Source organism: Microcoleus sp. B13-B6, from assembly GCF_036705405.1.
Classification (GTDB): Bacteria; Cyanobacteriota; Cyanobacteriia; order Cyanobacteriales; family Microcoleaceae; genus Microcoleus.
The window spans coordinates 1-26,157 of record NZ_JAUBUJ010000103.1 but is presented as its reverse complement, the minus strand read 5'-3'; the positions used below and the strand labels follow the sequence as shown (position 1 = coordinate 26,157).

At 43.5% G+C, this 26,157-nt stretch carries 15 protein-coding genes, 1 other RNA gene, 1 pseudogene and 1 CRISPR repeat array; of the genes and pseudogenes, 6 read left to right on the top strand and 11 right to left on the bottom strand.

Annotation, left to right across the window (positions count from 1 at the left end; all coding sequences use genetic code 11):
• Window positions 1–111 precede the first annotated feature (111 nt).
• From QUB35_RS31915 to QUB35_RS39295, 5 genes are all read right to left on the bottom strand, one after another.
• Entirely contained in the window at window positions 112–807 is a 696-nt protein-coding gene (locus QUB35_RS31915; RefSeq protein WP_333145861.1) for a hypothetical protein, read from the bottom strand.
• A gap of 67 nt (window positions 808–874) precedes the next feature.
• A complete protein-coding gene (locus QUB35_RS31910) occupies window positions 875–1,444 on the bottom strand; it encodes a hypothetical protein (protein WP_333145859.1) in 570 nt (189 codons plus the stop codon).
• Window positions 1,445–1,575: 131 nt separating this feature from the next.
• Window positions 1,576–1,941 (bottom strand): transposase, encoded by a 366-nt coding sequence (locus QUB35_RS31905; RefSeq protein WP_333145857.1) that lies wholly within the window; start codon window positions 1,939–1,941, stop codon window positions 1,576–1,578.
• A 14-nt stretch (window positions 1,942–1,955) separates the two neighbouring features.
• The gene (locus QUB35_RS31900; RefSeq protein ID WP_333145855.1) at window positions 1,956–2,180 is read right to left on the bottom strand and encodes a hypothetical protein; all 225 of its coding nucleotides are present in this window, start codon (window positions 2,178–2,180) and stop codon (window positions 1,956–1,958) included.
• Between the two features lie 51 nt (window positions 2,181–2,231).
• Entirely contained in the window at window positions 2,232–2,405 is a 174-nt protein-coding gene (locus QUB35_RS39295; protein ID WP_445252083.1) for a helix-turn-helix domain-containing protein, read from the bottom strand.
• Window positions 2,406–2,446: 41 nt separating this feature from the next.
• Between QUB35_RS39295 and QUB35_RS31895 the strand changes: the two are divergent.
• Together QUB35_RS31895 and QUB35_RS31890 are read left to right on the top strand one after the other, a co-directional pair.
• Window positions 2,447–3,715, top strand: a pseudogene (locus tag QUB35_RS31895) (IS4 family transposase).
• 940 nt (window positions 3,716–4,655) lie between these two features.
• Window positions 4,656–5,345 carry a transposase gene (locus QUB35_RS31890; protein ID WP_333145853.1) on the top strand — a complete coding sequence of 230 codons (690 nt, stop codon included), beginning with the start codon at window positions 4,656–4,658 and terminating at the stop codon, window positions 5,343–5,345.
• A gap of 539 nt (window positions 5,346–5,884) precedes the next feature.
• Here QUB35_RS31890 and ssrS read toward each other — a convergent pair.
• Window positions 5,885–6,144: non-coding RNA, 6S RNA (ssrS, locus tag QUB35_RS31885), on the bottom strand.
• Window positions 6,145–6,194: 50 nt separating this feature from the next.
• Window positions 6,195–7,457 carry a 5-(carboxyamino)imidazole ribonucleotide synthase gene (locus QUB35_RS31880; protein ID WP_333145850.1) on the bottom strand — a complete coding sequence of 421 codons (1,263 nt, stop codon included), beginning with the start codon at window positions 7,455–7,457 and terminating at the stop codon, window positions 6,195–6,197.
• A 338-nt stretch (window positions 7,458–7,795) separates the two neighbouring features.
• On the opposite strand from QUB35_RS31880, the gene purD reads away from it, so the two are divergent.
• Both purD and QUB35_RS31870 read left to right on the top strand, forming a co-directional pair.
• Complete coding sequence (gene purD, locus QUB35_RS31875; protein ID WP_333145846.1) at window positions 7,796–9,076, top strand: phosphoribosylamine--glycine ligase; 1,281 nt, start codon at window positions 7,796–7,798, stop codon at window positions 9,074–9,076.
• Between the two features lie 170 nt (window positions 9,077–9,246).
• Window positions 9,247–11,412: an ATP-binding protein gene (locus tag QUB35_RS31870; protein ID WP_333145844.1), complete on the top strand. Its 2,166-nt coding sequence runs from the start codon at window positions 9,247–9,249 to the stop codon at window positions 11,410–11,412.
• 276 nt (window positions 11,413–11,688) lie between these two features.
• Here the strand turns inward: QUB35_RS31870 and QUB35_RS31865 are convergent, their stop codons facing one another.
• Window positions 11,689–13,044 carry an O-antigen ligase family protein gene (locus tag QUB35_RS31865; RefSeq protein ID WP_333145842.1) on the bottom strand — a complete coding sequence of 452 codons (1,356 nt, stop codon included), beginning with the start codon at window positions 13,042–13,044 and terminating at the stop codon, window positions 11,689–11,691.
• A gap of 34 nt (window positions 13,045–13,078) precedes the next feature.
• Here QUB35_RS31865 and QUB35_RS31860 point away from each other — a divergent pair, with 34 nt between their 5' ends.
• Entirely contained in the window at window positions 13,079–14,509 is a 1,431-nt protein-coding gene (locus QUB35_RS31860) for an SLBB domain-containing protein (protein ID WP_333145840.1), read from the top strand.
• 21 nt (window positions 14,510–14,530) lie between these two features.
• Complete coding sequence (locus QUB35_RS31855) at window positions 14,531–16,762, top strand: polysaccharide biosynthesis tyrosine autokinase (RefSeq protein WP_333145837.1); 2,232 nt, start codon at window positions 14,531–14,533, stop codon at window positions 16,760–16,762.
• Between the two features lie 350 nt (window positions 16,763–17,112).
• Here the strand turns inward: QUB35_RS31855 and QUB35_RS31850 are convergent, their stop codons facing one another.
• The 3 genes from QUB35_RS31850 to QUB35_RS31840 form a co-directional block, all read right to left on the bottom strand.
• Window positions 17,113–18,012, bottom strand: a complete 900-nt coding sequence (locus tag QUB35_RS31850; protein ID WP_333081864.1) for a S1 RNA-binding domain-containing protein — start codon at window positions 18,010–18,012, stop codon at window positions 17,113–17,115.
• Window positions 18,013–18,111: 99 nt separating this feature from the next.
• Entirely contained in the window at window positions 18,112–18,858 is a 747-nt protein-coding gene (locus QUB35_RS31845; protein WP_333145835.1) for a dienelactone hydrolase family protein, read from the bottom strand.
• Window positions 18,859–19,904: 1,046 nt separating this feature from the next.
• Window positions 19,905–24,573: direct repeats of the CRISPR family, unit length 37 nt; unit sequence GCCGGAAAAAACCTAAAACCCTATCAGGGATTGAAAC.
• Window positions 24,574–24,656: 83 nt separating this feature from the next.
• Window positions 24,657–25,883, bottom strand: a complete 1,227-nt coding sequence (locus QUB35_RS31840) for a glycosyltransferase family 4 protein (RefSeq protein ID WP_333145833.1) — start codon at window positions 25,881–25,883, stop codon at window positions 24,657–24,659.
• Between the last annotated feature and the right edge of the window lie 274 nt (window positions 25,884–26,157).

Here is a 26,157-nt window from a genome sequence, read left to right as displayed (position 1 = left end):
CTTGGCTATGCCGCTCGCTCATTCCCCTTTTTCAGACCTGAATCCTTACATTTTTATAATGATGTAGCTGGTAAATCGGAACGGGCGTAATCGGTCGTCCGCTCATTCCCGTTAAGCAGCCATTGGCCACGGCGTTGTTTCCACTAAACTACGATAAGGATATAAGCGTTCATGTTGATTCTGGATGCGAAACTTAATAAACTTATCCCAATCTCTATTGAGATAGGTGCTGCGTAGCTCTAACATCGCCTGTGCCCCCCTGAATTGTCCAGCGCATACCAGCTCGTTCCGGTCGGTCTTTAACAACATGCCGACAAGCGCCTTCAATAACTCCAGAAGCAATGGGATACCCGCTGCCAAGTAGATATCATAGCGCATCCGATTTTTATTATTTTCAAAGTAGTTTATGAGTTTTTGCAGATATTCCTGTTTCTGACCTTTGAAGCGACGATTTTTGGCCATTTTTTGCCAAATTTCTATCATTTCACCAACCTTTCCTTGAAGAGTTAGCAACACATAGTCTTTGACCAAAGCGATAGCATCGTTACTATTTGGTTCACAGAACAAGTGAGCTGCCGTCCAGATGCGGGAGGTGACGTGCAACAAGTCAAGAATCTCAAGGCGATTTGATTGAGTTAGGGATCTGACAGACTGTTCCCACAAAGATGCTTGCCCATCCATCAAGACCACTAGAGTCTTAATAGCTTGGGGATTTCGTTGCTTAATTTCACAGGTCATCCAATCAAATATTACTTGAGTAGCCTTAATCACTTCACCATCTCGTTCAGTATTCAGGCTGGCTCTCAAGTATTTGTGTTGCGGCTTGAGTCGGGATTTTTCCCGATGTTTTTTCTCAGAAGATTGACGGGGGTCTCTAAATAAAGATTCTACGATTTCTTGGCTGAGTTCTTGGCATCGGATCTATACTGTAAACTGTTCCAACTATAGCCATTTTTTTACGGTTCGGTTTGGGCCCTGAACGGGGGCGATGCTCTAAAATCGCAGGTGAGTCAGCATTCATGCGGATAGGAATTCCTTTCCCATCAGCACTCGCTACAATAAACTGGCCTTCTTCGGCTGGTGAGGGAATTGGCTTAGTTTCCCAAAAAGATGCAACATCAGCCGCCATTTGACGAGTCATCCGCTCTAAACTATCAGTCGATTGACTCAATCCTAAAATCTTTTCAAGGGTTTCATTGACTTGATTATAAGGGGTCTCTACAGCCAACGACTGATTCCAGTCTTGGAGCAGATAAGAAAATTTACTTTCCGGCAATTGTAAGCGGGTATCTAAAGGGACAAAAACTATTTTTTGTCCTTCACGACTCCCATAGACAACTCGTTTTAATTGGAATGCGCCAAACAAAGATTGATAATCGCGTTGATGAGGGGTTGATAAGCGCTTGACTTCTTTCCCATCCGGTAAGGTGAGCTTTTCACCCATATCTCCGTCCCCACAGAGGGCGAAAAACATCCCCAGAGTCTGATGACCTAATTGCAATATCCGTGACCAGACTTCCTGTTCTACTTGATGAGTAGCAACGGCTGTGGTGGCTGCTGTATGTACATAAGTAGTTAAGCAAAATTAATTACATAATTATCTCCAAATTCTTTAAGAATTTTTTCGACAGATGAAACAAGAGCTTGCCAGCTAGAGTAGGCATCTATTTGGAGCCATTCATATTTGATAAACCGCCACAAAATCTCAATTAAATTCAATTCAGGTGAATAAGTCGGGAATTCAAATATAGTTAAACCGCGTTCTTGCCATTCTTCAAGTTTCTCGAAAATGGCATTGCTAATATGAATAGAAGCTTGATCTACTACAATAAATGTTGGCCGCTCCACCACAGCAAAGAAAGTATCTATACAGGCTATGATTACATCAGAATTAATAGTCTGCTCTGAAACATAAGCATGAAGAGTATTTTGTGGATTCATGATTTCCAAGACATTTAAACGCTTAGTTCTACGACTCTCAATTGACAAATATTCACAATATATTGCCATCCATAAGGGAGACAAGGGATGCCACAGAATTCGGATTCATCTAAATAGTATAAATCAATTTTTTCCTCATCTTCTAGTTGTTTTAATTCGGACAATTTTTCTGTTTTTTCCTTGTATTCTATGGGATCTGGCTTGCCACCAACACCTCGACGCATCCTATGCCAACTCATACAAAGTTTGTTAATTATTCTCTTAATAGTTTCCGTACTGATATTAATATCCTATTCTTGTTTAATATTTTGCACTACTTGCTTTAATTGTCTTGGCTCCAATTTTACCCAGTCTCTAATTTGAGCTGATTGTGCGGCATCAAAAGTTTTTTTTCTGCCTCTACCTGGTTTATTGTATAATCCGACCCTTCCCTCATATTCCCATCGATTCAACCAGTTATACATCAATACGGTTCAGTTAAGGCTCAAACCGTGGTAAATTAGGTATGGTGTCCACAAAAGGAGAGCAAGTTAACGTGCATCTCAAAGAATTCTCATTAGTATCTCCCAAAATCCCAAGTAAGGAGATATTCAAGGCCATAGAGATAGCAATTCCAGCAAGTGCCATCGAACAAGCTATTGCGAAAACAAATGTTGAAGAGAAACGTCATCGTGTCCTGCCAGCACAACTGGTAGTGTGTCTGGTAATCGCCATGAGTCTGTGGTCAAAAGATTCAATGCGGGAGGTCTTAAAAAATTTAATTGATGGTCTTAATGAAGCATGGATAAAAATTGGTAAATATTGGCGATTTCCCTGTAAATCGGCAATTACTCAAGCCAGACAAAGATTAGGAGCGGGCGTGATGAGACAGTTGTTTCATTCCTTAGTACGACCAATGGCTACAGTTGAAACAGTAGGAGCTTTTATCAACGAACTCAGAGTCGTAGTGATAGACGGAACCTGCTTAGACCTCCCGTCTGGGTGATGAAAATGCCAGAGTTTTTGGTCGTCCAGGTAGCCGTCCGGGTACGAGAGCGGCGTTCCCCAAAGCTAGATTAGTGATTTTAGTAGAGGCAGGAACACATTTAATATTTGATGCCTTAATGTGTCCATATAAAATAGGAGAAAGAGTAAGAGCGTTAAAATTGTTACGCTCAGTGGCAGAGGGAATGTTATTGATGTGGGATAGAGGTTTACATTCTTACGCGATGGTAGAAGCCACATTCAGTAAAGGTTGTGAGTAGAAGAGTGCGAATTCCATCCAACGTTAAATTCTTAAACGAAACACAACTAGATGATGGTTCATATTTAAGTTGGATTGATCCATCTGGCAAGTTAAGAAAAAAAGGATTTAAGCCAATACAAGTAAGAGTAATTGAGTACACAATTGAGCATCCCGAACGCCCCGAAGCACAAATTAGATATCGTTTAATTACCAGCTTGTTGGACGCGGAAAAATTTCCTGCCCAGTTCCTTGCCTGTGAATATCATCAACGTTGGGAAGTTGAGAATACGATTGATGAACTGAAAGTACATTTATTAGGAAGAAAAACTCATATTCGTTCTCAAAAGCCTCTTGAGGTGGTACAAGAAATTTATGGTTTACTACTAGGACATTGGGCGGTAAGGTCATTAATTTTTCTCTTCAGTAAGCAGCGCATGTGTTTCACCATTGCGTCTTTCTTTTACTGGAACACTACGAGTTATTCGTCGCGCTCTCCCAAAATTTCAGCGGTTACAACCACAGGAACTTCCTTTTTTTTTAATTGGTTAACTTTGGAGATTCTCGATCAAGTTCTACCTGAAAGGGCTCAGAGAAACAACCCCAGAGTCGTGAAAAAACCTGTCTCAAAATTTCGGTCTAAATAAATTAAACACAGAGGTACTGGAATCATAATGAATCCTCCTGTATTTATTGTTTTAAGCACTGCATAGCCTTAACTGAACCGTATTGAGTTATACATAGTCTTATAACTAACTTGAAAAATTTTCATCAAGTTTTCATTTTTGACACCTTGTGAAACTAAGATTAAAAAATGTGCTTGCTAGGCGCACTTGATGATGTCTGCTTTCGCGATAAATTCGGTTTAGCAATTTCAAGGAAAGTGGATTAACATCTCGCATTAAAAACATATAAAACGTCTCTAAGTACAACGTAATAACTTTATTATATCATATTAGTTGTTTGTGTAATTAATTTTGTTTAACTACTTAATTTCGTAGACTGTCAAATTGCTTCGTTAAGCCTTCTAGGTGGACAAATATCTCGTCGTTCGGCATCCTATTCATTAGTGGGTTTTCTCAGAAGTGTTGATGTTTAGGTTTGGTTAACTTTATGTCATACCTCTGAGAGCGCCTATTGGCAACCCCCCGCAGGGGGTTGCTTTTTACAGATTGCTTACTAGAGATTACAGATTGGTAACTAGAGCGGCGGAGCGGTTACGCCCAATCGGAACAGGGGTGGGAAATTTCTGTAATTTCTATTGTCGAAATTGAGACTCGTTTATCTTATAGCTTAAGCGTACAACAAACTCCGTCACGCCCTCAAATAAAACCCGTGAAAAAACTGCCCAAAAACCCGAAGAATAACAGCTCAAAAAAATCTCGCAAAAACCCGGACTCTCAAAGCTCAAAGCCTGACATCACAAGAGTTGATGACTCTGCACAACATTTGAAGAATACTCGTTATTTTTTCCCCACTTCTGTACGTCCAAATGGTGGCTGATGGCTATTACTATCGCTCTAAATTCTGGGAGGCTGTGCGGGACTTAAATTTAGACTTTATTGGCAAGTTAAGAAGTGATGCTAACCTACGCTATCTCTATACAGGTGAACAAAAGAAGCAGGGATCTCCACGTAAATATGATGGTAAGGTTGACTGCCATGATTTGAGTCGTCTTAATTTTGTTAAAGACCTAAAACCCGGAGTTTCATTATATACATTGAAGGTGGGTCGTTGTTGTTTAAATTGCCCAATTTGTTTGGTTTGTATCTCTGAGGTTCAAGCCCACGGCAAAATCAAAAATGCTTTATTGTTTAGCACTGATATTCACCTACCACCTGAGCAAATTCTTGAATATTATCAGGCTCGTTTCCCGATTGAATTTATCTTTGGTGATGCCAAGCAATTTACGGGATTGTCTGATTGTCAAGCTCGTCATTTACCACGGCTTGATTTTCATTTTAATGCCAGTCTAATTGCCCTAAACTTAGCTAAAGATGAACTCTCTAGTTGTCATTCATCTGCCAAATCCTTTGTGTTTTCTATGGCCTCTTATAAACGTCTGGAATTCAATAAGCATCTACTTTCTACCTTTATTGATAAGTTAGATTTAGACCCGGATTTGATTTTAAATCACCCTAACCTTCCTTCAGTCTTGTCTTATGGTACTCTGGCTGCTTAAAAACTGTCCGGAGTATTGATATTGCATCTCCTCTACTTTTAGCCTACATTTAGTGTACCTTCATAGTGAATTGGTATTACTTGATTGCTGACAACAAGTGATGCTGGAAAAGTGATTCAATGCACGAAAGAATTCCTGATTACATTCTTGTTAGCTCTCAAACATATTGATGCTTAAACTCCTCTTGGGGTGGTGCGCCCCAGGCGCACCCCCTGAACGGTTACTAATTATGAACTCAATGTTGTATCCAGAAAGTAAAAAGTCACCCTCTAAAAATTGTTTTAAACTGCTTAGGCAGGCCCAGCCAGCGTGAGTTTTATGTCAAAATTTTAAGAAAGATACGCGCTCCAGTTAAATCGGTTAAAATCAACGTTTAATGAGCGCGAATTTTTTAGAATAACCGACATATTTTTTTTAAGATTCATTATCAATCAATAATTTACATGGACTTTTGCAAGAGGTCTTATGAGTAAAAGCGTGTATCTAAAAAAAAATAGGCTAGCTATATTTCACAGCGCCTATCTCAATCAAAATTTTAATGGCTCCCCGCAACGCCGTCTTACCTCAGCTTTTGACCTGGTATTTTACCAGGTGGGTACCGTTGGCTCGGACTTAAAGTTTCTGGGTACAAGCCCAGTTTACTTCTTCGTCTGCTCCGGCTTCTGGTAAGAGCTGGAGACGGACTTAAAGTTTATGGGTACAAGCCCAGTTTACTGCTGTCCAAACATCTTGATTCCCGAGAGTTAAGAGTTATAGATCAAAAAAACATTATTGGCAGTCACCAACGTCGCAGTAGAACCTTTATTTAATATATACCAACTAACCAGATTTTGGCAACCTTCGAGCAATTTAACTTGCATACCAGATGGATTCTACGGTTTGAGCGATCGCCTCCGCTGACGATCGCCCCTGAGCCACCAAGTCCGCGTCGAGCACAACTGTAACGTGACCGAGTTTGCGGCCCGGACGCGATACTTTCTTACCATACCAATGGACAAAAGCACCGCTAATTTGTGCCAGTTGTTTTCTTTTTGCTAAATAATCGGACTCAGCCGACTCGTAGCCCAGCAAATTTACCATGACAGCGCCTGCACATTTCAGAGCCGAATTACCTAAAGGCAGTTGACAAACAGCACGCAAATGCTGTTCAAATTGTGAAGTTTCACAGGCATCGATCGTAAAATGTCCCGAGTTGTGGGTACGGGGTGCAATTTCATTGACTAACAGCTTATTATCAGCGGTTAAAAATAATTCAATGCCGAATACGCCGACAGCTTCTAAGCTGTTGAGGAGAGTGCGGGCGATCGCACAAGCTTCAGTTTTCACATCTAAACTAATATCAGCGGGCGCAATCACCACATGACAAACCTGATTTTGCTGCTGAGTTTCCACTATCGGATAAATCGCAATTTCGCCAGTTGCCGATCGAGCAGCAATCACAGCCAACTCGCGATCGAACGGCACAAACTCTTCCACTAGCAAAGACTGACCCTTGAGCTTAGCACGAATTGACTCAAAACTCCCCCGATCATTAACAATAAAAGTACCTTGGCCGTCATAACCGTGGCGGCGAACTTTGACGACAAAGGGAAAGTCGATCGACCCAGCATCCGAGTCTCCTTCCATCTGCACGCTGTCGGAAACAGAAATTGCCGGAAAGTCGATCGCCACCGCCTTAAACAATTCCGGGGGCAAATCCGCGCTGCCATCCCATTCCCAAAACCTCGGAGTTGGCAAACCCAAACCTTGTAAATAACAGCGTTGAACGTACTTATCCAACAAAGGAGAAAGCGACGACAAACTCGGCTGAAATAACACACCTTGCCGTTCTAGCGGCCGCAAACCATCCAAATTCACAAACTCATTTTCAAAAGTAATAACATCGCAGCCAGCAGCCAATTGAGCCGTAGCCAAAACATCATCAACAGCCGCCAAAACAGCACCAGCAGCAACAGAAACTGCCGGGTCAGTAGCATTAGGAGTTTGTACTACCAATTCAATACCGAGTGCCCTAGCAGCATCCCCCATCATCGAAGCTAGCTGGCCGCCGCCGACAACGCCCACCCGCTTAAATTTGGCAGACGAACTCGCAGCGGTTTGATTTGATTTCATGTGAGTAAAATTCCGCAGAGTCAACCTGCCTATCTTATCGCTATTTGCCCCCGGATGAATTACAGTAATTGAAGAGTTCAAAGCCAAAAAAGAGTTTTAATTGCATGATTAAATCGAGGCCGAACCCAGCAAAATAGGGCTGCTAAAGTCTTTAATTATTGCACGCTCCCAGCCATTGAGAAACAGCCGTCGAAGCCCACTCCTCCAGAAAAGTGCCACATCTAGCAATTCCCTAGCGCCAAGCATGGCATAATTGACAGCACTGCAAAAAGCAGATAGACAGATGCCAACACTGAAAATCAGACATTCAGGGAACAAAATTTATAGGTGAGGATACTGTGAAAGTTTTAGTTGTGGGAAACGGAGGTCGCGAACACGCGATCGCAAAAAAACTGCTAGAATCTACGCGGATTAAACAAGTATTCTGCGTACCGGGCAACGGCGGCACAGCTACCACCCCAGGCTGTCAGAATCTGTCGCTCAACATCGACGACTTCCAAGGCATCGAACGCTTTGTGATGGTCAACAACATCGGATTAGTCATCGTCGGCCCCGAATTGCCCCTATCGCTAGGCATCGCCGACTATTTCCAACAGCGAAAAATGATGATTTTCGGCCCCACCAAAGCCGGCGCCCAAATTGAATCCAGCAAATCCTGGGCCAAAGAACTGATGCTCGAAGCAGGCATCCCCACACCCAAAGCTGCCGTATTTACAGACGCAGAAGCAGCAAAAGCATACGTTCTGGAACAAGGAACCCCAATAGTCATCAAAGCAGACGGACTCGCATCAGGCAAAGGAGTCACCGTTGCCACCACCGTCAAAATGGCTCACAGCGCCATCAACACCATTTTCCGAGGCGAATTCGGCACAGACAACATCCGAGTCGTCGTCGAAGAATTCTTAACAGGTCAAGAAGTCTCGATTCTCGCCCTCACCGACGGCATCACAGTAGAACCATTGCTGCCGGCCCAAGACCACAAAGCTATCGGCGAAGGCGACAAGGGAGCCAACACCGGGGGTATGGGAGCCTACGCCCCAGCGCCCATCGTCACCCCGGAACTCATGGAAAGGATTCAAGAAGAAATTCTCGAACCCACCCTCGCAGCACTGCAAAAACGCAAAATCGACTACCGGGGTGTACTCTACGCAGGTTTAATGATTACGCCCGAAGGAGAACCCACAGTCTTAGAATTCAACTGCCGTTTCGGAGACCCCGAAACTCAAGCGGTTTTGTCGCTTCTGGAAACTCCTTTAGAAGATTTGGTGCTGGCCTGCTGTCAGCAGCGTCTCGGTGAATATTCTATTCGCTGGAAGTCGGGGGCCTCTGTTTGCGTAGTTTTGGCTTCTGGAGGCTATCCTGGAAGTTATCAAAAAGGCAAAGTTATTACAGGTATCGAGGAAGCTGAAGCCAAAGGAGCAGAAGTGTTTCACGCCGGCACCCAGTTGAAGCACCAGGAGTTGGTGAGCGACGGCGGCCGGGTTTTGGGCGTCACTGCGACAGGAGAAACTTTGGAACAAGCTATTTCCAAGGCTTATGCAGCAGTGGATTGCATCCAATTTGAAGGGGTCTACTGCCGCCGGGACATCGGTCGCCGAGCTCTGGGCGATAAAAATTAGGAATTGCGACATCGGCCGCCATCCGAAAGCCAAGCAATCTCAATGTAGAAATGTAACAATGAAGTTTGGTATCTCTGCGGTGGCGGTAGCGGACAAGTCGCAGCAGAAAATTCGATCGGGAGCCAACGGAATTGATCTTGCTTTTAATATTGAACGGGTGAACTGGTGAAATGCTGGCCATACTAAACAAAATCGGAGAAATTATTGCCCGCTGGTGGTCGGATTTTACCCTCCAGACCCGCCTGATGGCCGGTGCTACCCTCGTAGTGTCGTTAATTATGAGCGGCCTGACATTCTGGGCCGTCAATACTATCCAGCAAGACGCCCGACTTAACGATACTCGCTACGGCCGAGACCTCGGCCTGCTGTTGGCGGCAAATGTGGCGCCGCTCATTGCCAAAAACGATCGCTCCGAAGTCGCCCGCTTTTCCCGCCAATTTTACAGCAGCACCTCCAGCGTCCGCTATATGCTTTATGCAGACGAAGCGGGAGATATTTTCCTGGGGATACCATTTTCGGAATCGGAGGTGCAAACTTCCCTGACGCTGCGCCGCCAGATCAAACTTCCCGATAATTTTCTCGCCGATATTGAAGCGAGAAATTTAACTTCTTTGCCTTTGGTACGGCAGCATTTGACGCCAGATGGAGAAGTGACCGATGTGTTTGTGCCGTTAATTCATGAAGACAAATATTTGGGAGTTTTGGCGATCGGCATTAACCCCAATCCCGCAGCCGTTATCTCTTCAAATCTGACTAGGGATGTCACTTTAGCAGTATTTGTCACTATTTGGGTGATGGTAATTTTGGGAGCTGTATTTAATGCCCTGACAATTACTCAGCCGATCAAACAATTAGTCTTCGGGGTTAAAAATATCGCCAGCGGGAATTTTAAGCAGCGAGTTGACCTGCCTTTAGGGGGAGAATTGGGCGAGTTAATTGGCAGTTTTAATGAAATGGCCCAGAAACTCGAAAGTTATGAAGAACAAAATATTGAAGAGCTGACAGCGGAAAAAGCTAAGTTAGAAACTTTGGTATCAACGATTGCTGATGGCGCGCTTTTATTAGACGCAAATTTGCAGGTGATTTTAGTTAATCCGACGGGGATGCGGATTTTTGGATGGGAAGGCAAAAATGCGCTCGGAGTAAATGTTCTGAACATTTTGCCTTCGGAAGTGCAGCAGGAGTTGGGGAGACCGTTGCAGGAAATAGCTGCGGGCGATCGCGACGGCGGCGAATTTCGCATCTCTATGAGCCAACCAGTTAACCGTACAATTCGGATTGTTTTAACTACAGTCATTCTGCACAAAGCGCCCGGTGCTGAACCGCTGTGCAGAAGCTGCATCCGCCATGAGGAAGATACCTGTACTGAGCCACAACGCCCGGTAGCTGTAGAGTGTACTTTCTACGAGCAAACCTCCAAGCATCAAGGTTCAGGGAATTACCGAGAAAGTCTCAAAGGCATTGCAATGACAGTGCAGGACATCACTCGGGAAGTAGAACTAAATGAGGCTAAAAGCAATTTTATCAGCAATGTTTCTCACGAATTGAGAACACCTTTATTTAATATCAAATCTTTTATCGAGACTCTTCACGAGTACGGAGAAGACCTTCTAGAAAGCGAGCGCAGGGAATTCCTAGAAATTGCCAATCGAGAAACCGATCGACTAACTCGTTTAGTTAACGACGTGTTAGACTTGTCGCGGCTGGAATCCTGCCGAGTTTATCACTTGGAGGCTGTTGACCTCCCGCAAGCTGTGGAACAAACCCTGCGGACTTATCAGTTAAATGCTAAGGATAAAGGCATTGAATTAGAGCAAGAAGTTGACCCGTATTTGCCACCTGCGTTAGGTCATTACGATTTGTTACTGCAAGTATTTGCAAATTTAGTAGGAAATGCCTTAAAATTTACTCAGTCCGGCGGCAAGGTGGCAATTCGAGCGTATTTGCTAGAGTCGGAGGCGCCCACCCACAAAGACGGCCAATCCGGGAACCAAAACTTGTCACCGGATGCCCAACATTTTCCGGTAGTGCGGATCGAAATTTCTGATACTGGAATTGGCATAGATCCTGAAGACCAACAAGCAATCTTCGATCGCTTTTTCCGGGTAGAAAACCGAGTACACACCCTAGAAGGAACGGGATTAGGTCTTTCTATTGTCAGAAACATTATTGACAAGCACCACACTAAAATTAATTTAGTTAGCGAAGTTAATGTGGGTACGACTTTCTGGTTTGACTTGGCAGTTTATCAGCCGAAACACACAGTAGAGATGGAAAATTCTTGGCCCGTGGAAGCAACGGTGGAAAGTGAAACAATTGCGAGTCATATTAAGTAAAGAGGACTTACCCACAGCCTTCTACATATAGCGTTTGGTAGGGGCAATCCCCCGTGGTTGCCCCTCTTCATAGGATGGTTGCGTAAGTTCTGGTAAATTAACCCTATTCAACGTCAAACCCGATGGCTATTAGAACCCAGACTTCTTAAAGAAGTCTGGGTTCTGGGTGTTCGGTTTTTTTAGGTGTGTCTACTGAGTTATCATTGGAGTTTAGGCTAAACGGTACGATCGCACTCAAGCCTCCCGATTAATCAGCCTGACCCAATGCTGACATCATCAGTGTGGATTATCTTTAGCTGTCGTATCTAAGCTCAATTTTACCGATAAAACTACATACCAACACCAATAAGTACCAACCCCAAATAATCCCCCCTCTGTCAAATTAGTCATTAGCATAAATGTTAATAGATACAAAGGCAAAGCTGACTCGGGAAAACTTTCTTTAACTAGGTACTTTATACCTCTAAATATATTATTAATAAATGACAAAATCAACAACAACAATCCGCCCCAACCCAGTTGGCAAAGAATATCTATAAAACCATTGTGAGAGTGGGGTGGCACAAAACCAGTTTTAGCTACTATAATTCCGTAAGCTGGGTTTTCCAAGCCACGCCAAGGCTGCCAAAATCCTGCCACCCCATAACCAAATATGGGATTATTTTGATTAACTCGATCAATAATTAAAGGCCAAAAATCGGTTCGACCCGTTAAAGTCATATCTTTTCCCAAACCATCCACAACAATAGCCTCTAAATTATTTAACACCAAAATACTTATACCTATACTACCCACCAAAAATAAGATAAAGCAGACAAAAGCCCATTTTACAGGTAATTTTTTTAAGAGGGCTAAATAACTCCACAAACTGATTAATACCACTGTCAAAATCCGACTAGCACCACTACAACCTTTTTGCAATGCTACTAAAGCTATTAAAGTTATAAATAAGGATAAATAGCGATATTTACGGTCTTTAACAGCATATAAAATCCATAAGGAAGCTGTATTAGCCATTTGAAAAGAAAAAGGGTTTTTATGGCCTAAAACTCCCGACCAACAACCGTCGAGACCGGGATTTGGTTTCACAACTACCCATAAGGCCAATAAACCACTTAGCCATCTCAATAATCCATAAATGTCCACCCAACTATACTGTTTCCCTACATAAATAGAAACCAGTGTTACTCCCCAAATAGCCAAACTAGCCCGGAAAGAAATTTCAGGAGTTTGTGACCACAACCCTGATAAAGTCATCAGCAACAAAAAAACACATAAAAAAGGGTCTCCTGAAATTTCTTTAATGGCTACATAAACTAACTTTTTGGTAGTTTTAGTTAAGCGGGGAAATATCATTAATATCATGGCCCCATAAATGGCTATTTGACCAATCATCGTTGGGGGTGTAGTTTCTAAGTTGGAGAAAACGTTAGGATGAAGTTTGGTAAAGGGCATGGCTATGATACCAGATCCACCAGTTATGGTAAAAAAAAGTATCCCCACAAAAATCTTTTCTAAGGTGGCAGCAAATTTGGGATGGCGTGCGACTAAAATATAAATAGTCACACAGACGATAAGCGTTAAACACAATAGCATCAACCCAAACATCGGTACCCTTAAAATATCTTTCATGGCTTTACCTCTATCATCAAATTTGTTACTACCTATGAAATGGCTTACCCTTCCTGCCTTACAAGTGCCACTGCTGGCGCTGGTACTCACTCTCTCCTACCCTCAAACCAACTTCGCTCAGTCCCCAGCCCCCCCAATAAGTATTAATACTGATTACTATCTAGGTGGTGGAGACAATATTAGAATTGATATCTACGATCTGCCCCAGCTTAGTGGGGTGTATCAAATTCCCGCTGGGGGAGCTATTCAAATCCCGGTTATTGGTAGTGTTTCCCTTCAAGGATTAACTTTAGAACAGGCAGCCCAAGCTATCACTAGAGCTTATGGCCGGGTCGTAAAAAGGCCTATAGTTACCATCAGCTTACAAGCTGCCCGCCCGCTCAATATTTGGTTGTCGGGTGAAATAAGTCGTCCCGGATCCTACTCATTGCCCCTAGCTAATGGAGGTGGAAATACACCATCAGTTCAGTTTCCCACGATCCCTCAAGCTTTAGAAAAAGCTGGCGGTATTCGAGCTAGCGCTGATATCCGCCGAGTAATTGTCCGACGTCGTGTCAAGGCTAACCAACAAATAACTCTCACTTATAACCTGTGGGATTATTTACAAACGGGTCAAACAAGCCAAGACATCACGTTGCGAGATGGAGATCAAATCTTGGTTCCCCCTCAAGAAACAATTAATTTAGCAGAAACAAATCAAGTTAGTGAATCTACTTTTTCTATACCAGCAGAGCAACCCCGTAGTGTCTCAGTATTCGGAGAGGTAAAGCGTCCCGGTAGATATGTAGCGCTCGGTGGTGATACCCAAAATGGTCAAAGAACCAGCGGACAACCGACCATCATTCGAGCTCTACAACTAGCTGGTGGCATCACATCAATCGCTGATATTCGGCAAATCCAACTCCAACGTTATACTAGAAATGGCAAACAACAAATCCGCACTATTAACCTTTGGCAATATTTGCAAGAACAAGATACCTCTCAAGATACTATACTACAAGAAGGGGATATCATCTTTGTCCCGACAGCGACGGCGATCGACCCTGGAGAAGTTTCGGTTCTAGCTACTGCTAGCTTTGCACCGGGGACTGTGCAAGTGAGTGTTATCGGAGAAGTCAATACTCCGGGTGGGCTCAAATTACCTCCTAATACTACCTTAAATCAAGCAATTATGAGTGCGGGGGGTTTCAGACTAACTCGTGCTAACTCTAGATCCGTGGAACTGATCAGGCTGAATCCTAATGGAACTATATCCCGATCGGAAGTAGCAATTAATTTGAATCAAGGAATCGATGCTCAAACCAACCCACTGATTCAAGATAATGACATAATTATAGTGGGACGTTCGAGGACTGCTACCTTGGTAGACACCATTAACACTGTTCTCACACCCGCTGGTAGTATTATTGGTGGACTTCTCGTTCCCACCCGACTAATAGAGCTACTGAGACTCTTAGGAAATTAGGAATTTCATAACATTTTTGCTATGGATAAAAAACTGTTGTCTTCCCTCAAGAATGACCTTAATGGTCAATATTTGTCAGTTCCCTCGGCTAATTACCTAGCTAGTACCCCAGCAGAGGATGACCAAGTTCTTGATATGAATTGGGTACTAGCTGTCGTCAAACGTCGCCTTCTGGTGATGGGCATAGTAGCTGCCAGCATAGCTACTTTAAGCGGTAGTTTCGTGCTCATGGCTGCCAAACAATCTATTAACGAGTATGAAGGAAAATTTACAGTTTTAGCAGAACCCATTACGGCTGACGATCGGCTATCAAAGCTCTTGGTTCAAGCTCAAAATAATAGTTTAGGTATCACAGACTTGAACAAAATTAAATCATCAGCGGAAGACGGTTCCTCGGTGGATTATCAAAGTTTAACGCGGGTTTTAAAAAGCCCAGAAGTTTTACTACCCTTAGTTAATAATTTGCAGAAAAAATATCCAAAGTTTGACTATAAAAATCTCAACAAGCGATTGACAATCGAACGTGTTACTTTCTTGAAAGATGGGAAGCAGGGGGCTACTAAACTCCTAAATATTAGCTACCGCGATCGAGATCCAAAGCGCATCCAATATGTGCTGGATGAAACTGCAAAATATTACCTAGAATATATGGGCAAACAGCGTTTAAAAGTTAGCCAAAAAAGTATTGATTTTATCGATCGCCAAATGCCACCACTCCAGCAGAAAGTTGATAACTTGCAACAAGAATTACAAATGTTAAGAGTTCAGTATAACTTTAATCAACCAGAACTACGCAGCCGCAGCCTATCAGATCAGCTAGATAATTTAACTAATCGTCGCCTAGAAGTGCAAGGACAACTGGCAGAAAGTAGGCTTCAATATGAAAGCTACAAAAAAAGAGCGTTAACGGGCGATAATCGTTGGATTGTTGATATTAGCCCGAAATCTTATGAAAATTTAATTAGCAAAGTAAATGAGATAGAGGCGCAATTAGCTTTAAGCTCTACTCAATTTTATGAAAATAGCCTTCCCATTCAATCTTTGCGGGAAAAGCAGCAAAGTTTGCGTGAGTTAATGAAAAGAGAAGCTGATACTGTCCTCTTGCAGATGCAATCACAACTAAAACAGTTGGAAGCTCGCGAGCGAGTGATAACTAATAGTCAAAACTTACTGCAAGCAAAAATCACTCAGATGCCCCAAGCTCAACGTCGCTATGATGACCTACAATTAAAACTAGAACTAGCTAAGGATACTCTCAAACTCTTCCTCGAAAAACAAAAAGCTTTACAACTAGATGCTGGTCAAATTGATGGCTCTTGGCAAATTATATCTAAACCACAGTTAGTCACAAACGAAAATGGTGAGTTCCAGCCAGTAACAGAAAAACCAACCCGTCGCCACCTAGCAATCGCGATCGTTATTAGCACTTTACTAGGCATTGCTGTAGGTTTCCTAGTAGAAGTTTTAAATACTGTTTTCCATACTCCAGAAGAAATTAAATCAGCAACTAAACGCCCTCTTTTGGGAGTCATTCCGATCGCCAAAGCGATGAAAATTAAATCTCGGAGAGGTGAAAGTGTTCCACCTACATTCACTAGCGTAAGTTCAAATACTAACAGTGCAAGCTTAAAACGAATAATAGTTTCAAATTCCAAAGATTTTCCTGTGGTCGAGGCATTTCACTACTTATACACAAATATTCAATTATTAAATGCTGACAACCCAATAAGTTCTTTAACCATCACTTCGACTATTAAAGGTGAGGGTAAGTCCACTGTAGCACTTTATTTAGCTAAAACTGCTTCTGCTGTTGGTAAACGAGTATTATTAGTGGATGCTAATATGCGTTTGCCTCAACTGCACACATACCTTGGCTTATCAAATATCAAAGGTTTAAGTAATGTTTTAAGTTCGGATTTAAGCTTAAATGAGGCTATTCAGCGATTACCCGACGATGACAATCTTTTTGTCCTCACTGCAGGTACTATTCCCGCCGATCCAATTAAATTACTTTCTTCGAGAAAGATGCACTATTTAATGGAACAATTCCTAGCCTTATTTGATTTAGTCATTTACGATACGCCGCCTTTAATGGGTTTAGCAGACGGTCATTTACTAGCTTCTCAAACTGATGGTACAGTGCTGATAGTAAAAATAGAAAAAACCGATCGCGGTCTGGTAAGCAAAGCTTTAGATCAACTAAATGTGGCCGATTTTAAAGTATTGGGAGTAGTAGCTAATGGGGTCAAATAACGAATGCTAAAATGGAGTTAGATAGGGAAAGGAAGAAGTAAAACAATTGGAGATTTTTGATTGGCGAGAGGTATTAACTTACTAGATAAGCTGTTGTGCATCTAAATCGTATTTTTTGTGCGGGCTTTCTGGCCCACCCCACAAGAACTTTATCAAATTTTAGTTCACAGTTTAAATGTGCAACAGCTTAGGGGTTTGGAGTTAGCCTATACTGGGATTCTTTTTGGAAACTGGTATAAGAAGTGGATGTAAAATCCCAAATAAGTAAATCAAGTTAATTAAACGTAAAACGATCGCACTTTTACCACCCCCACTTCTTAAAGAAGTCGGGGTGGTAATTAGATCAAGACTTAAGAAAGAGTCTTTCTAGCACGTTCCGATCGCTCTTCTGCGGTATCCATAACATCCGCCATTTTATCCACCATTTCCCCTGGGTAATTTTCTAGTACCCGAGTAGAAAGTGAAATTCGGCCACGACTTTCATCGAGGTCAACCACGATCGCTTTCAGGGGTTGACCGGGAGCAAACACCTTTCCAAGGTTATCAATATATTTTTGGCTAACTTGCTTGATGTGCAGCAAACCGCTAACTCCTTCCAAGTCCACAAACACGCCAAAAGGCTTGATGCTGCTGACTTTTCCTTCCACCAACTGACCAATTTGCAAGTCCTTGAAAGCATTGGATTGAGTGGCCATCCGCTGGGAAAGTACGAGTTTTTCTCGTTCGCGATCGACCTCCAAAAAATTAACGCTCAAAGATTGACCGATCAGCGATTCTAGGTTATCGCGATCGACTAAGTGCGATCGGGGAATAAAGCCGCGCATTCCCTGAACATCTACAGTCACGCCGCCCTTATTTGCCCCAGAAACCCGCACCTGAAGAACTTTACCGGTTTCCTGCAATTCAACTAAATCTTCCCAAGCTTGCTGAATTTGTAACTGCCGCAGAGACAAAGTAACTTGGCCATCTGCATCTTGTTCGCGGATAATCAAAAAGTCCCGTTCCTCGTCCAGCGGAACCACTTCCGACAAATCCGTTACTGTTCTCAAAGCAGCCTCTTCGATCGGCAAAAAAGCCGAAGACTTGCCGCCGATATCAACATACGCGCCGTTTGAGTCGTACTCGAACACTTTGCCGCGCACTACTTGTCCCTTCTGGAACTCATAATTGTGCTGTTCGAGGGCTTTAGCAAAATCATCCATTGAAAAGGATGCTTTTGCGCTTTGAGAACCTGTAGATTTGGAATTCATGTCAGTTTAGTTGTCAGTTGTCAGTAATTTAGTTGGCAGTCGTCAGTAGAAAAAATTTTCCCACTCTCCCCATCTCCCTATCTCCCCATCTCCCACTCTCTAGGCTGGTTGAAGTTGCTGATGAAATAGCTGCTTCACCTGCATCCACGAGTCGGCTGCTGCCGTAGCGTCGTAACTGCCGCGGTGGTCGCAGAAGAAGCCGTGATCGGCATTGTAGCGGAAAATTTGGTGAGAAATACTGTGTTTTTGCAATTCTGCGGCGATTTGGTCAACTTGTTCTAAGGGAATGCTGGGGTCTTGAGTGCCAAAAAAGGCGTAGAGAGTGCCTTTAATGTCTGCTGTGCGGGCGATCGTGGGGGTGCCGCCGCCGGGGGTTTGGGTGGCGATACCGGCGCCGTAGAACGACGCTGTAGCCTTGATTTCGTGCAAAGTAGCGGCAAGGTAGGCGACGTGCCCTCCAAAGCAGAAACCGATGCAGCCAAAACCTTCTGGTTTGACTGAGGGTAGAGTTTTGAGGTACTCGATGGTGGCTTGGATATCGCCCAGAAGTTCGGAAGCGGTGGTTTTTTCTTTGTATTCTCTGCCGATTTGGATAGCTTCGGGTGTGTAGCCGGTTTCAAAGCCGGGGGCTTGACGCTGGTAAATGGCTGGGGCGATCGCCACATATCCTTCTTTTGCTATTCTTTCAGTAACTTCCCGGATGTGCGAGTTGACGCCAAAGATTTCTTGAATCACGATAACTGCGGGAAATTGCCCTGGGGAGGTTGGCTGGGCTAGGTATGCAGCTATTTGCAAATCCCCGTTAGGAACTGTGATGTTTTTGGTGCTAATTTCGGCTTTTGTCATAGGTTGTTTTAAGGTAAATGCCACTCTACTGATTTTAAGTTAATTTGGGGATTTTGTATGCAATTTGCCAATAACATTTTTCGGAACCGCGAAGCACAAATACCGCAAATATGGCAGGTAAAATTCGCTTATTGTTGAAGGTTTAGGTTTCGCTGAATAAGTTGTGGCAAATCACTCCTAGCAATTAATTGGGATTCAATTTCGGTAAAAGATAAGTTGTGGTCTGTGATTTTCTAAAGCATAGATTTTGATAAGTCTACGACTTGGCAGCTTTTATATGGCTTTTTCGTTAGAAATTAGAGATAAGTGTCTAAGTCGTTAGCTGTTGAATATGAGCTAATTTTTTTTGATATATCGGAGTTGTTTTTTAATCGCTTTGCTTTCTGGTTGGCGGAATCGTTTGAGGAGATTGATTCCGGCTAGGACTCAAGTCTAAGTTACGATCGCCCCGCCGAACAAAGTCATCCAACCAGTTGAGGAGATTGATTCCGGCTAGGACTCAAGTCTAAGTTACGATCGCCACGCCGAACAAAGTCATCCAACCAGTTGAGGAGATTGATTCCGGCTAGGACTCAAGTCTAAGTTACGATCGCCCCGCCGAACAAAGTCATGCAACCAGTTGAGGAGATTGATTCCGGTTAGGACTCAAGTCTAAGTTACGATCGCCACGCCGAAGAAAGTCATCTAACCCAAGGAAGACAGTATTTGGTTTTTTCCGCTGTGCGCTTGCTGTCAGGGTAAGATCGAAGGTATTGGTGGCGTAGAGCCCTTGATCGCAGAATATTTTTTGCTGAGTTTGCGTCTATGGGTAGGTGTGAAAATCGGAGTATCAAATTTTTCGGCTCAAACTCATGTGTAGCAAGAGTTTGATGCCCCTAGTGTGAAAACAAGATAGACGCAAAGTCTGAAAGCTTTACAGGATAAGGTTTTGGAGGGAATATGGAAAATCGGGTATTGACAAGCCGAAGGCTGGAATGGTACTTTTATTTTAGATGGACGCAACTGCACGTTGAAAACCAAATACACCAAGGCTTCTGGAACGGGCGGCCGGAAAAAACCTAAAACCCTATCAGGGATTGAAACGCAGGAATTGAACCTGATTTCAGCACAAGAAGTCGGCCGGAAAAAACCTAAAACCCTATCAGGGATTGAAACCTGGTGTATCAAAGACTTGCAGTTCTGGCCGCAATTCGCCGGAAAAAACCTAAAACCCTATCAGGGATTGAAACCCTGGGGCCTCCGGTGCTGATACACCGACCCGCGCCGGAAAAAACCTAAAACCCTATCAGGGATTGAAACTCCCCGACGTACTCAGAGCAATTCGAGAATTGCGCCGGAAAAAACCTAAAACCCTATCAGGGATTGAAACCCAGAAATCCTCCCATTTTGGCTTTATCACTTTCGTTAAGCCGGAAAAAACCTAAAACCCTATCAGGGATTGAAACAAGCTTTCATTATTAAGGACGACACGGAAAGAGAATGCCGGAAAAAACCTAAAACCCTATCAGGGATTGAAACATGCTGGAAAAAGAAGTACGGGAACTGCAATCAAGCCGGAAAAAACCTAAAACCCTATCAGGGATTGAAACTGCGCCGAGGAAATTCGCAGGGAATGGCACGAGGCCGGAAAAAACCTAAAACCCTATCAGGGATTGAAACACCATTGCCAGCTCCGGCTGATATGGTGGAAAGGCCGGAAAAAACCTAAAACCCTATCAGGGATTGAAACTTAATACCCTCCAATGTAATTTCAGAAGAAACTCGGCCGGAAAAAACCTAAAACCCTATCAGGGATTGAAACTGAAGCAGCATAATGAAAAATAACTGGGAAGGTATGCGCCGGAAAAAACCTAAAACCCTATCAGGGATTGAAACACAGAAAGATGGCTGGTAAGTTACATAAGAAGTACAGCCGGAAAAAACCTAAAACCCTATCAGGGATTGAAACAACCGCTGGGGCAAGTGGATAGCTGCTACGGTAGTGCCGGAAAAAACCTAAAACCCTATCAGGGATTGAAACTGGGTATATGAGGAAGTTTTACCTTCAATTGAAGAGCCGGAAAAAACCTAAAACCCTATCAGGGATTGAAACGGACGCATTGCAGCTACCGGGCGATTCTCTATATGCCGGAAAAAACCTAAAACCCTATCAGGGATTGAAACGCGCCCGAAACTTTGTTAGTAATACTATCGTAAAGCCGGAAAAAACCTAAAACCCTATCAGGGATTGAAACTAATGACATCAAAGTCACATAATACTGAGGTACGCCAAAGCCGGAAAAAACCTAAAACCCTATCAGGGATTGAAACTCCAGTAATCCTCCACAATTAGGTGGCGGTGTTTCGCCGGAAAAAACCTAAAACCCTATCAGGGATTGAAACGTGGTAAGCTTTCGAGGCGCTTGAGCGCTCGATAAAGCCGGAAAAAACCTAAAACCCTATCAGGGATTGAAACAAATTTACTGCTTGAAAAATCTTCTGTTTCTGCTCCTGCCGGAAAAAACCTAAAACCCTATCAGGGATTGAAACATTTCTGCTCGCTCTAATTCTCTTGATAAAATTGAGCCGGAAAAAACCTAAAACCCTATCAGGGATTGAAACTTTTGGGGCACTAGCCTAACTCAGGCTGCTATCGCCGGAAAAAACCTAAAACCCTATCAGGGATTGAAACTTATCAATTTTCTTTTCTCTTTCAAGTTGCTGAGCGCCGGAAAAAACCTAAAACCCTATCAGGGATTGAAACAAATCCCTCGGCAACTACGAAAACTGCAAATTGGGCCGGAAAAAACCTAAAACCCTATCAGGGATTGAAACAAATCAAAACTGTTACTTGGAGCTAAAGGCGGCTTTCGCCGGAAAAAACCTAAAACCCTATCAGGGATTGAAACACCACCAATTGCAAGCAAGAACTGAAATTCTCGATGTTTCAAGCCGGAAAAAACCTAAAACCCTATCAGGGATTGAAACGTAAGTCTGCGCTTTGGATTCAGCCCAAACACGCGCCGGAAAAAACCTAAAACCCTATCAGGGATTGAAACATCAATTCCATATCATTGTGGAGATTATCTACCGCCGGAAAAAACCTAAAACCCTATCAGGGATTGAAACGAATTCTTGTTAGGAAAAAAGTTTTTATTGTATGCCGGAAAAAACCTAAAACCCTATCAGGGATTGAAACTGAATTTTAGTTAATAAATGATGGGGGAATCCCCGCCGGAAAAAACCTAAAACCCTATCAGGGATTGAAACCTTTGTAAGAGGTTTATTGATTAATAATGAATCGCCGGAAAAAACCTAAAACCCTATCAGGGATTGAAACATGAGAGGTATTCTATCTCTCAACTACAAGCTATAATGCCGGAAAAAACCTAAAACCCTATCAGGGATTGAAACGCAGCGGCCAAAATCAGCATACCCGCCCCAGGCTGCCGGGCCGGAAAAAACCTAAAACCCTATCAGGGATTGAAACTTCTAAAACAGACTGCTGTTTTTTTTCAAAGGCCGGAAAAAACCTAAAACCCTATCAGGGATTGAAACCTGAGTTTTAACCGAAGTGCCTGGATAATTTCATCGCCGGAAAAAACCTAAAACCCTATCAGGGATTGAAACTATCCAGTCTCCGGTGTAGTTCTGAAAGCCTTTCCCGGTCGGAAAAAACCTAAAACCCTATCAGGGATTGAAACTTACCCGGAGATTCAGTTGGTATCGCTTGACGCGCCGGAAAAAACCTAAAACCCTATCAGGGATTGAAACCAAAGCGCACAACTCAGAAACACGCAAACCCGCATAGTGCCGGAAAAAACCTAAAACCCTATCAGGGATTGAAACGTTGGCGCTCTCATTGGTAGCGCTGATCTAAAAGCCGGAAAAAACCTAAAACCCTATCAGGGATTGAAACAGCCACTTGCCCGCCTATCCGACCTTAACGAGCGCCGGAAAAAACCTAAAACCCTATCAGGGATTGAAACAAAACTTTTGTTCTTGCTTCATGCTGATCGGCTCCGCCGGAAAAAACCTAAAACCCTATCAGGGATTGAAACGGCGGGGTAGGTTAGTAGGGATGCACTGGCGGTCGGCCGGAAAAAACCTAAAACCCTATCAGGGATTGAAACCTTTCTCGATTCACTCTCACAGGTAGGACAGTTAGGGCCGGAAAAAACCTAAAACCCTATCAGGGATTGAAACTTGATATTTTTCCACCGCAGCCCGATCGCCTCGGGCCGGAAAAAACCTAAAACCCTATCAGGGATTGAAACTTGTATTGCTGAAACTTTACCCACCAATTACAAAAATCGCCGGAAAAAACCTAAAACCCTATCAGGGATTGAAACTCATGAGTCGGCAACAGGATTTTATTAAAAAGAATGCCGGAAAAAACCTAAAACCCTATCAGGGATTGAAACTCGTGGATGAATGACACGGGGCAATTTTCGAGCCGCCGGAAAAAACCTAAAACCCTATCAGGGATTGAAACAGAAAGATGTCATCTGTGTCTCGTTCGCAGGTTAAGCCGGAAAAAACCTAAAACCCTATCAGGGATTGAAACCCCTACTGGTTGCCGGAACATCTCAGACCACTCCGCCGGAAAAAACCTAAAACCCTATCAGGGATTGAAACAATTTAATGCTGCGAGATTTTCGCACCAATTTAGCCGGAAAAAACCTAAAACCCTATCAGGGATTGAAACATCGCACCTTTGAAACTTACTGCCAAAGTGAGTGCCGGAAAAAACCTAAAACCCTATCAGGGATTGAAACAATAATCCATGTGCCGTACCATTTCCAGTTACTCGGCTGCATGCCGGAAAAAACCTAAAACCCTATCAGGGATTGAAACGTTGAACAAACTCCACCGCGCTTGGTTTGCTCGAGCCGGAAAAAACCTAAAACCCTATCAGGGATTGAAACATTGGGCGCTGCTAGCTCCCAGGGGTTTCGGCGGTGATTGAGCCGGAAAAAACCTAAAACCCTATCAGGGATTGAAACAAGAAAAGCCCACGCCGACGGGCCATCAAAATCGCCGGAAAAAACCTAAAACCCTATCAGGGATTGAAACTCCTTCCCTTCTCCGGGGCGCGTTCCCTCTGGGCTTTTTCGCCGGAAAAAACCTAAAACCCTATCAGGGATTGAAACAATCAGGCAACTCTGACAGGAACGCGGCTATCCAAAGCCGAAAACAACCTAAAACCCTATCAGGGATTGAAACTATGGGTCAAGCTAGTTAGCGCTTGAATGGCAAGTGTACGCCGAAAACAACCTAAAACCCTATCAGGGATTGAAACGCCAAATCCCTTCAAGATTGTTGCGAGAATATTGAAGCCGAAAACAACCTAAAACCCTATCAGGGATTGAAACTTGTATCTTCCGAGCGAATCTTCCTGCCAATCTGGCCGAAAACAACCTAAAACCCTATCAGGGATTGAAACATTGGTGTAGAGCCAGGATAGGCGATGAGTGCAGACGGCCGAAAACAACCTAAAACCCTATCAGGGATTGAAACAACCCCTAAAGCATACTACTTTTAATACTACTTTTGCCGGAAAAAACCTAAAACCCTATCAGGGATTGAAACCCAGCACTTCCTACACTCTCGCCACACTCTCGTAGCCGGAAAAAACCTAAAACCCTATCAGGGATTGAAACCTTTTATACTATGGCAAGTGAACTAAAAAATCAAGCGCCGGAAAAAACCTAAAACCCTATCAGGGATTGAAACATAGAAGCAAAAGCGAAACTGGTTGCGCTTTTGCCAGAGCCGGAAAAAACCTATTTCCCCATCTAGGGCTTGAAAGACCCAAACTACAAAATTATTGGCTCAAAAATAGACCTCTCCTCTCTCTTTCTATCTCCTCCCATAACCTCAAGCAATCGATCGACTACACGCCTCCAAGTAAAATTTTCAGCCACAAAAGCCGGGCCCGCAACCCTCGCTTTCGCAGCCAATCCAGGCTGTTCGATCGCCCTTTGCATCAAATCAGTCAAATGTTCCCACTCAGGAGCTAAGATAAATAAGGTTTCCCCCTCCCTCGCCACAGCCCTAAATTTACTCTCAATCCGCAGTGCAAAGTCCGATCGCGTAAAATCATCTGTAGGGCCGCCCGCAGTGCAAATAACCGGCAAACCGCAAGCAGCAGCTTCCAACACCGGCAGATTAAAACCTTCTGCCAAATAGGGAGAAACATAAACGTCTGCAGCTTGGTAAAACTCAGCTATTTGAGCAAAAGATAGCTGGCTACCAGTATAAATTAATCTTGGTAAAACCCTCGCTCTTTCCGCATCGTTGAGCACAACTCGGCAGGCTTGGGCAATCTCGTCTCTCGACGGATAAAGCAGTTCTGAACCTTTTAAAACTAATCTCGCATCTGGATATTTGTCAACTACCGCAGCGAAGGCTTTTAATAAAGGGCGAATGCCTTTGCGATCGGTTTGTCCTCCGATGTTTAAAAATATAAAAAAGTTTGACCAGCCCAAGCTTTCGCGCAGTGCTTGACGCCGATCGCCCGCAGCAGGATAATAAATCTTAGGATCGACTCCCAAAGGTACAACGGCAATGCGATCGGCCTCAACACCGCTGCGAATTAAGCCGGCTTTTGACCAGGCTGAAGGTGTAATAATTTTGGTTTCTGAGTTAACCGCAGTTTCGGCGATCGACTTAACCCCCATCCCCCGCAATACTGTACTGGTAACAATCCCCCATTCTGTGGCTGCAAATACCCAAGTTTGAGCGCTGCTGGATGCCGAGAAGTCCCACGGGCAGTACATTCGCAGGGTAACATCGGCTGACTGATTTACCGCAGGGCTCTTAATGCTGCGAAGTAATGTTTCATTTGGGCGATCGAACAAACTAATTTTCGTCTCCCAAGCTGGGTCAATGTAGGGCATATCGCGGTGGAAAAGCTCAATTTGTCCTCGCGGGCGATTCCCTACGGGATAGCTGCGCCGCGCGTGCATTTCCAGCAGTTGAAATTGATTGGCTACGCAATAGGAATGATAAATAAAACGCCAGCCTTCAACAATAATCTGCAATTCAAAACTCCCGCTTTTGGAATTAAAAATTTAACTAATAATCAGAAATTGGTAATTAGTAATTAGCCAGCAAAAATTACCAATTACCAATTACCAGAAAGAATAGGTTTACAGCCAGAGCCCCGATCGGGAGAAATTAAAAGAAGACTGTTCATTACTCCAATCCTCTTCCTTCCAGGTAGATGTCGGTATCCCAGGTCAACTGTCAACTGTCAACTGTCAACTGTCAACTGTCAACTGTCAACTGTCAACTGTCAACTGTCAACTGTCAACT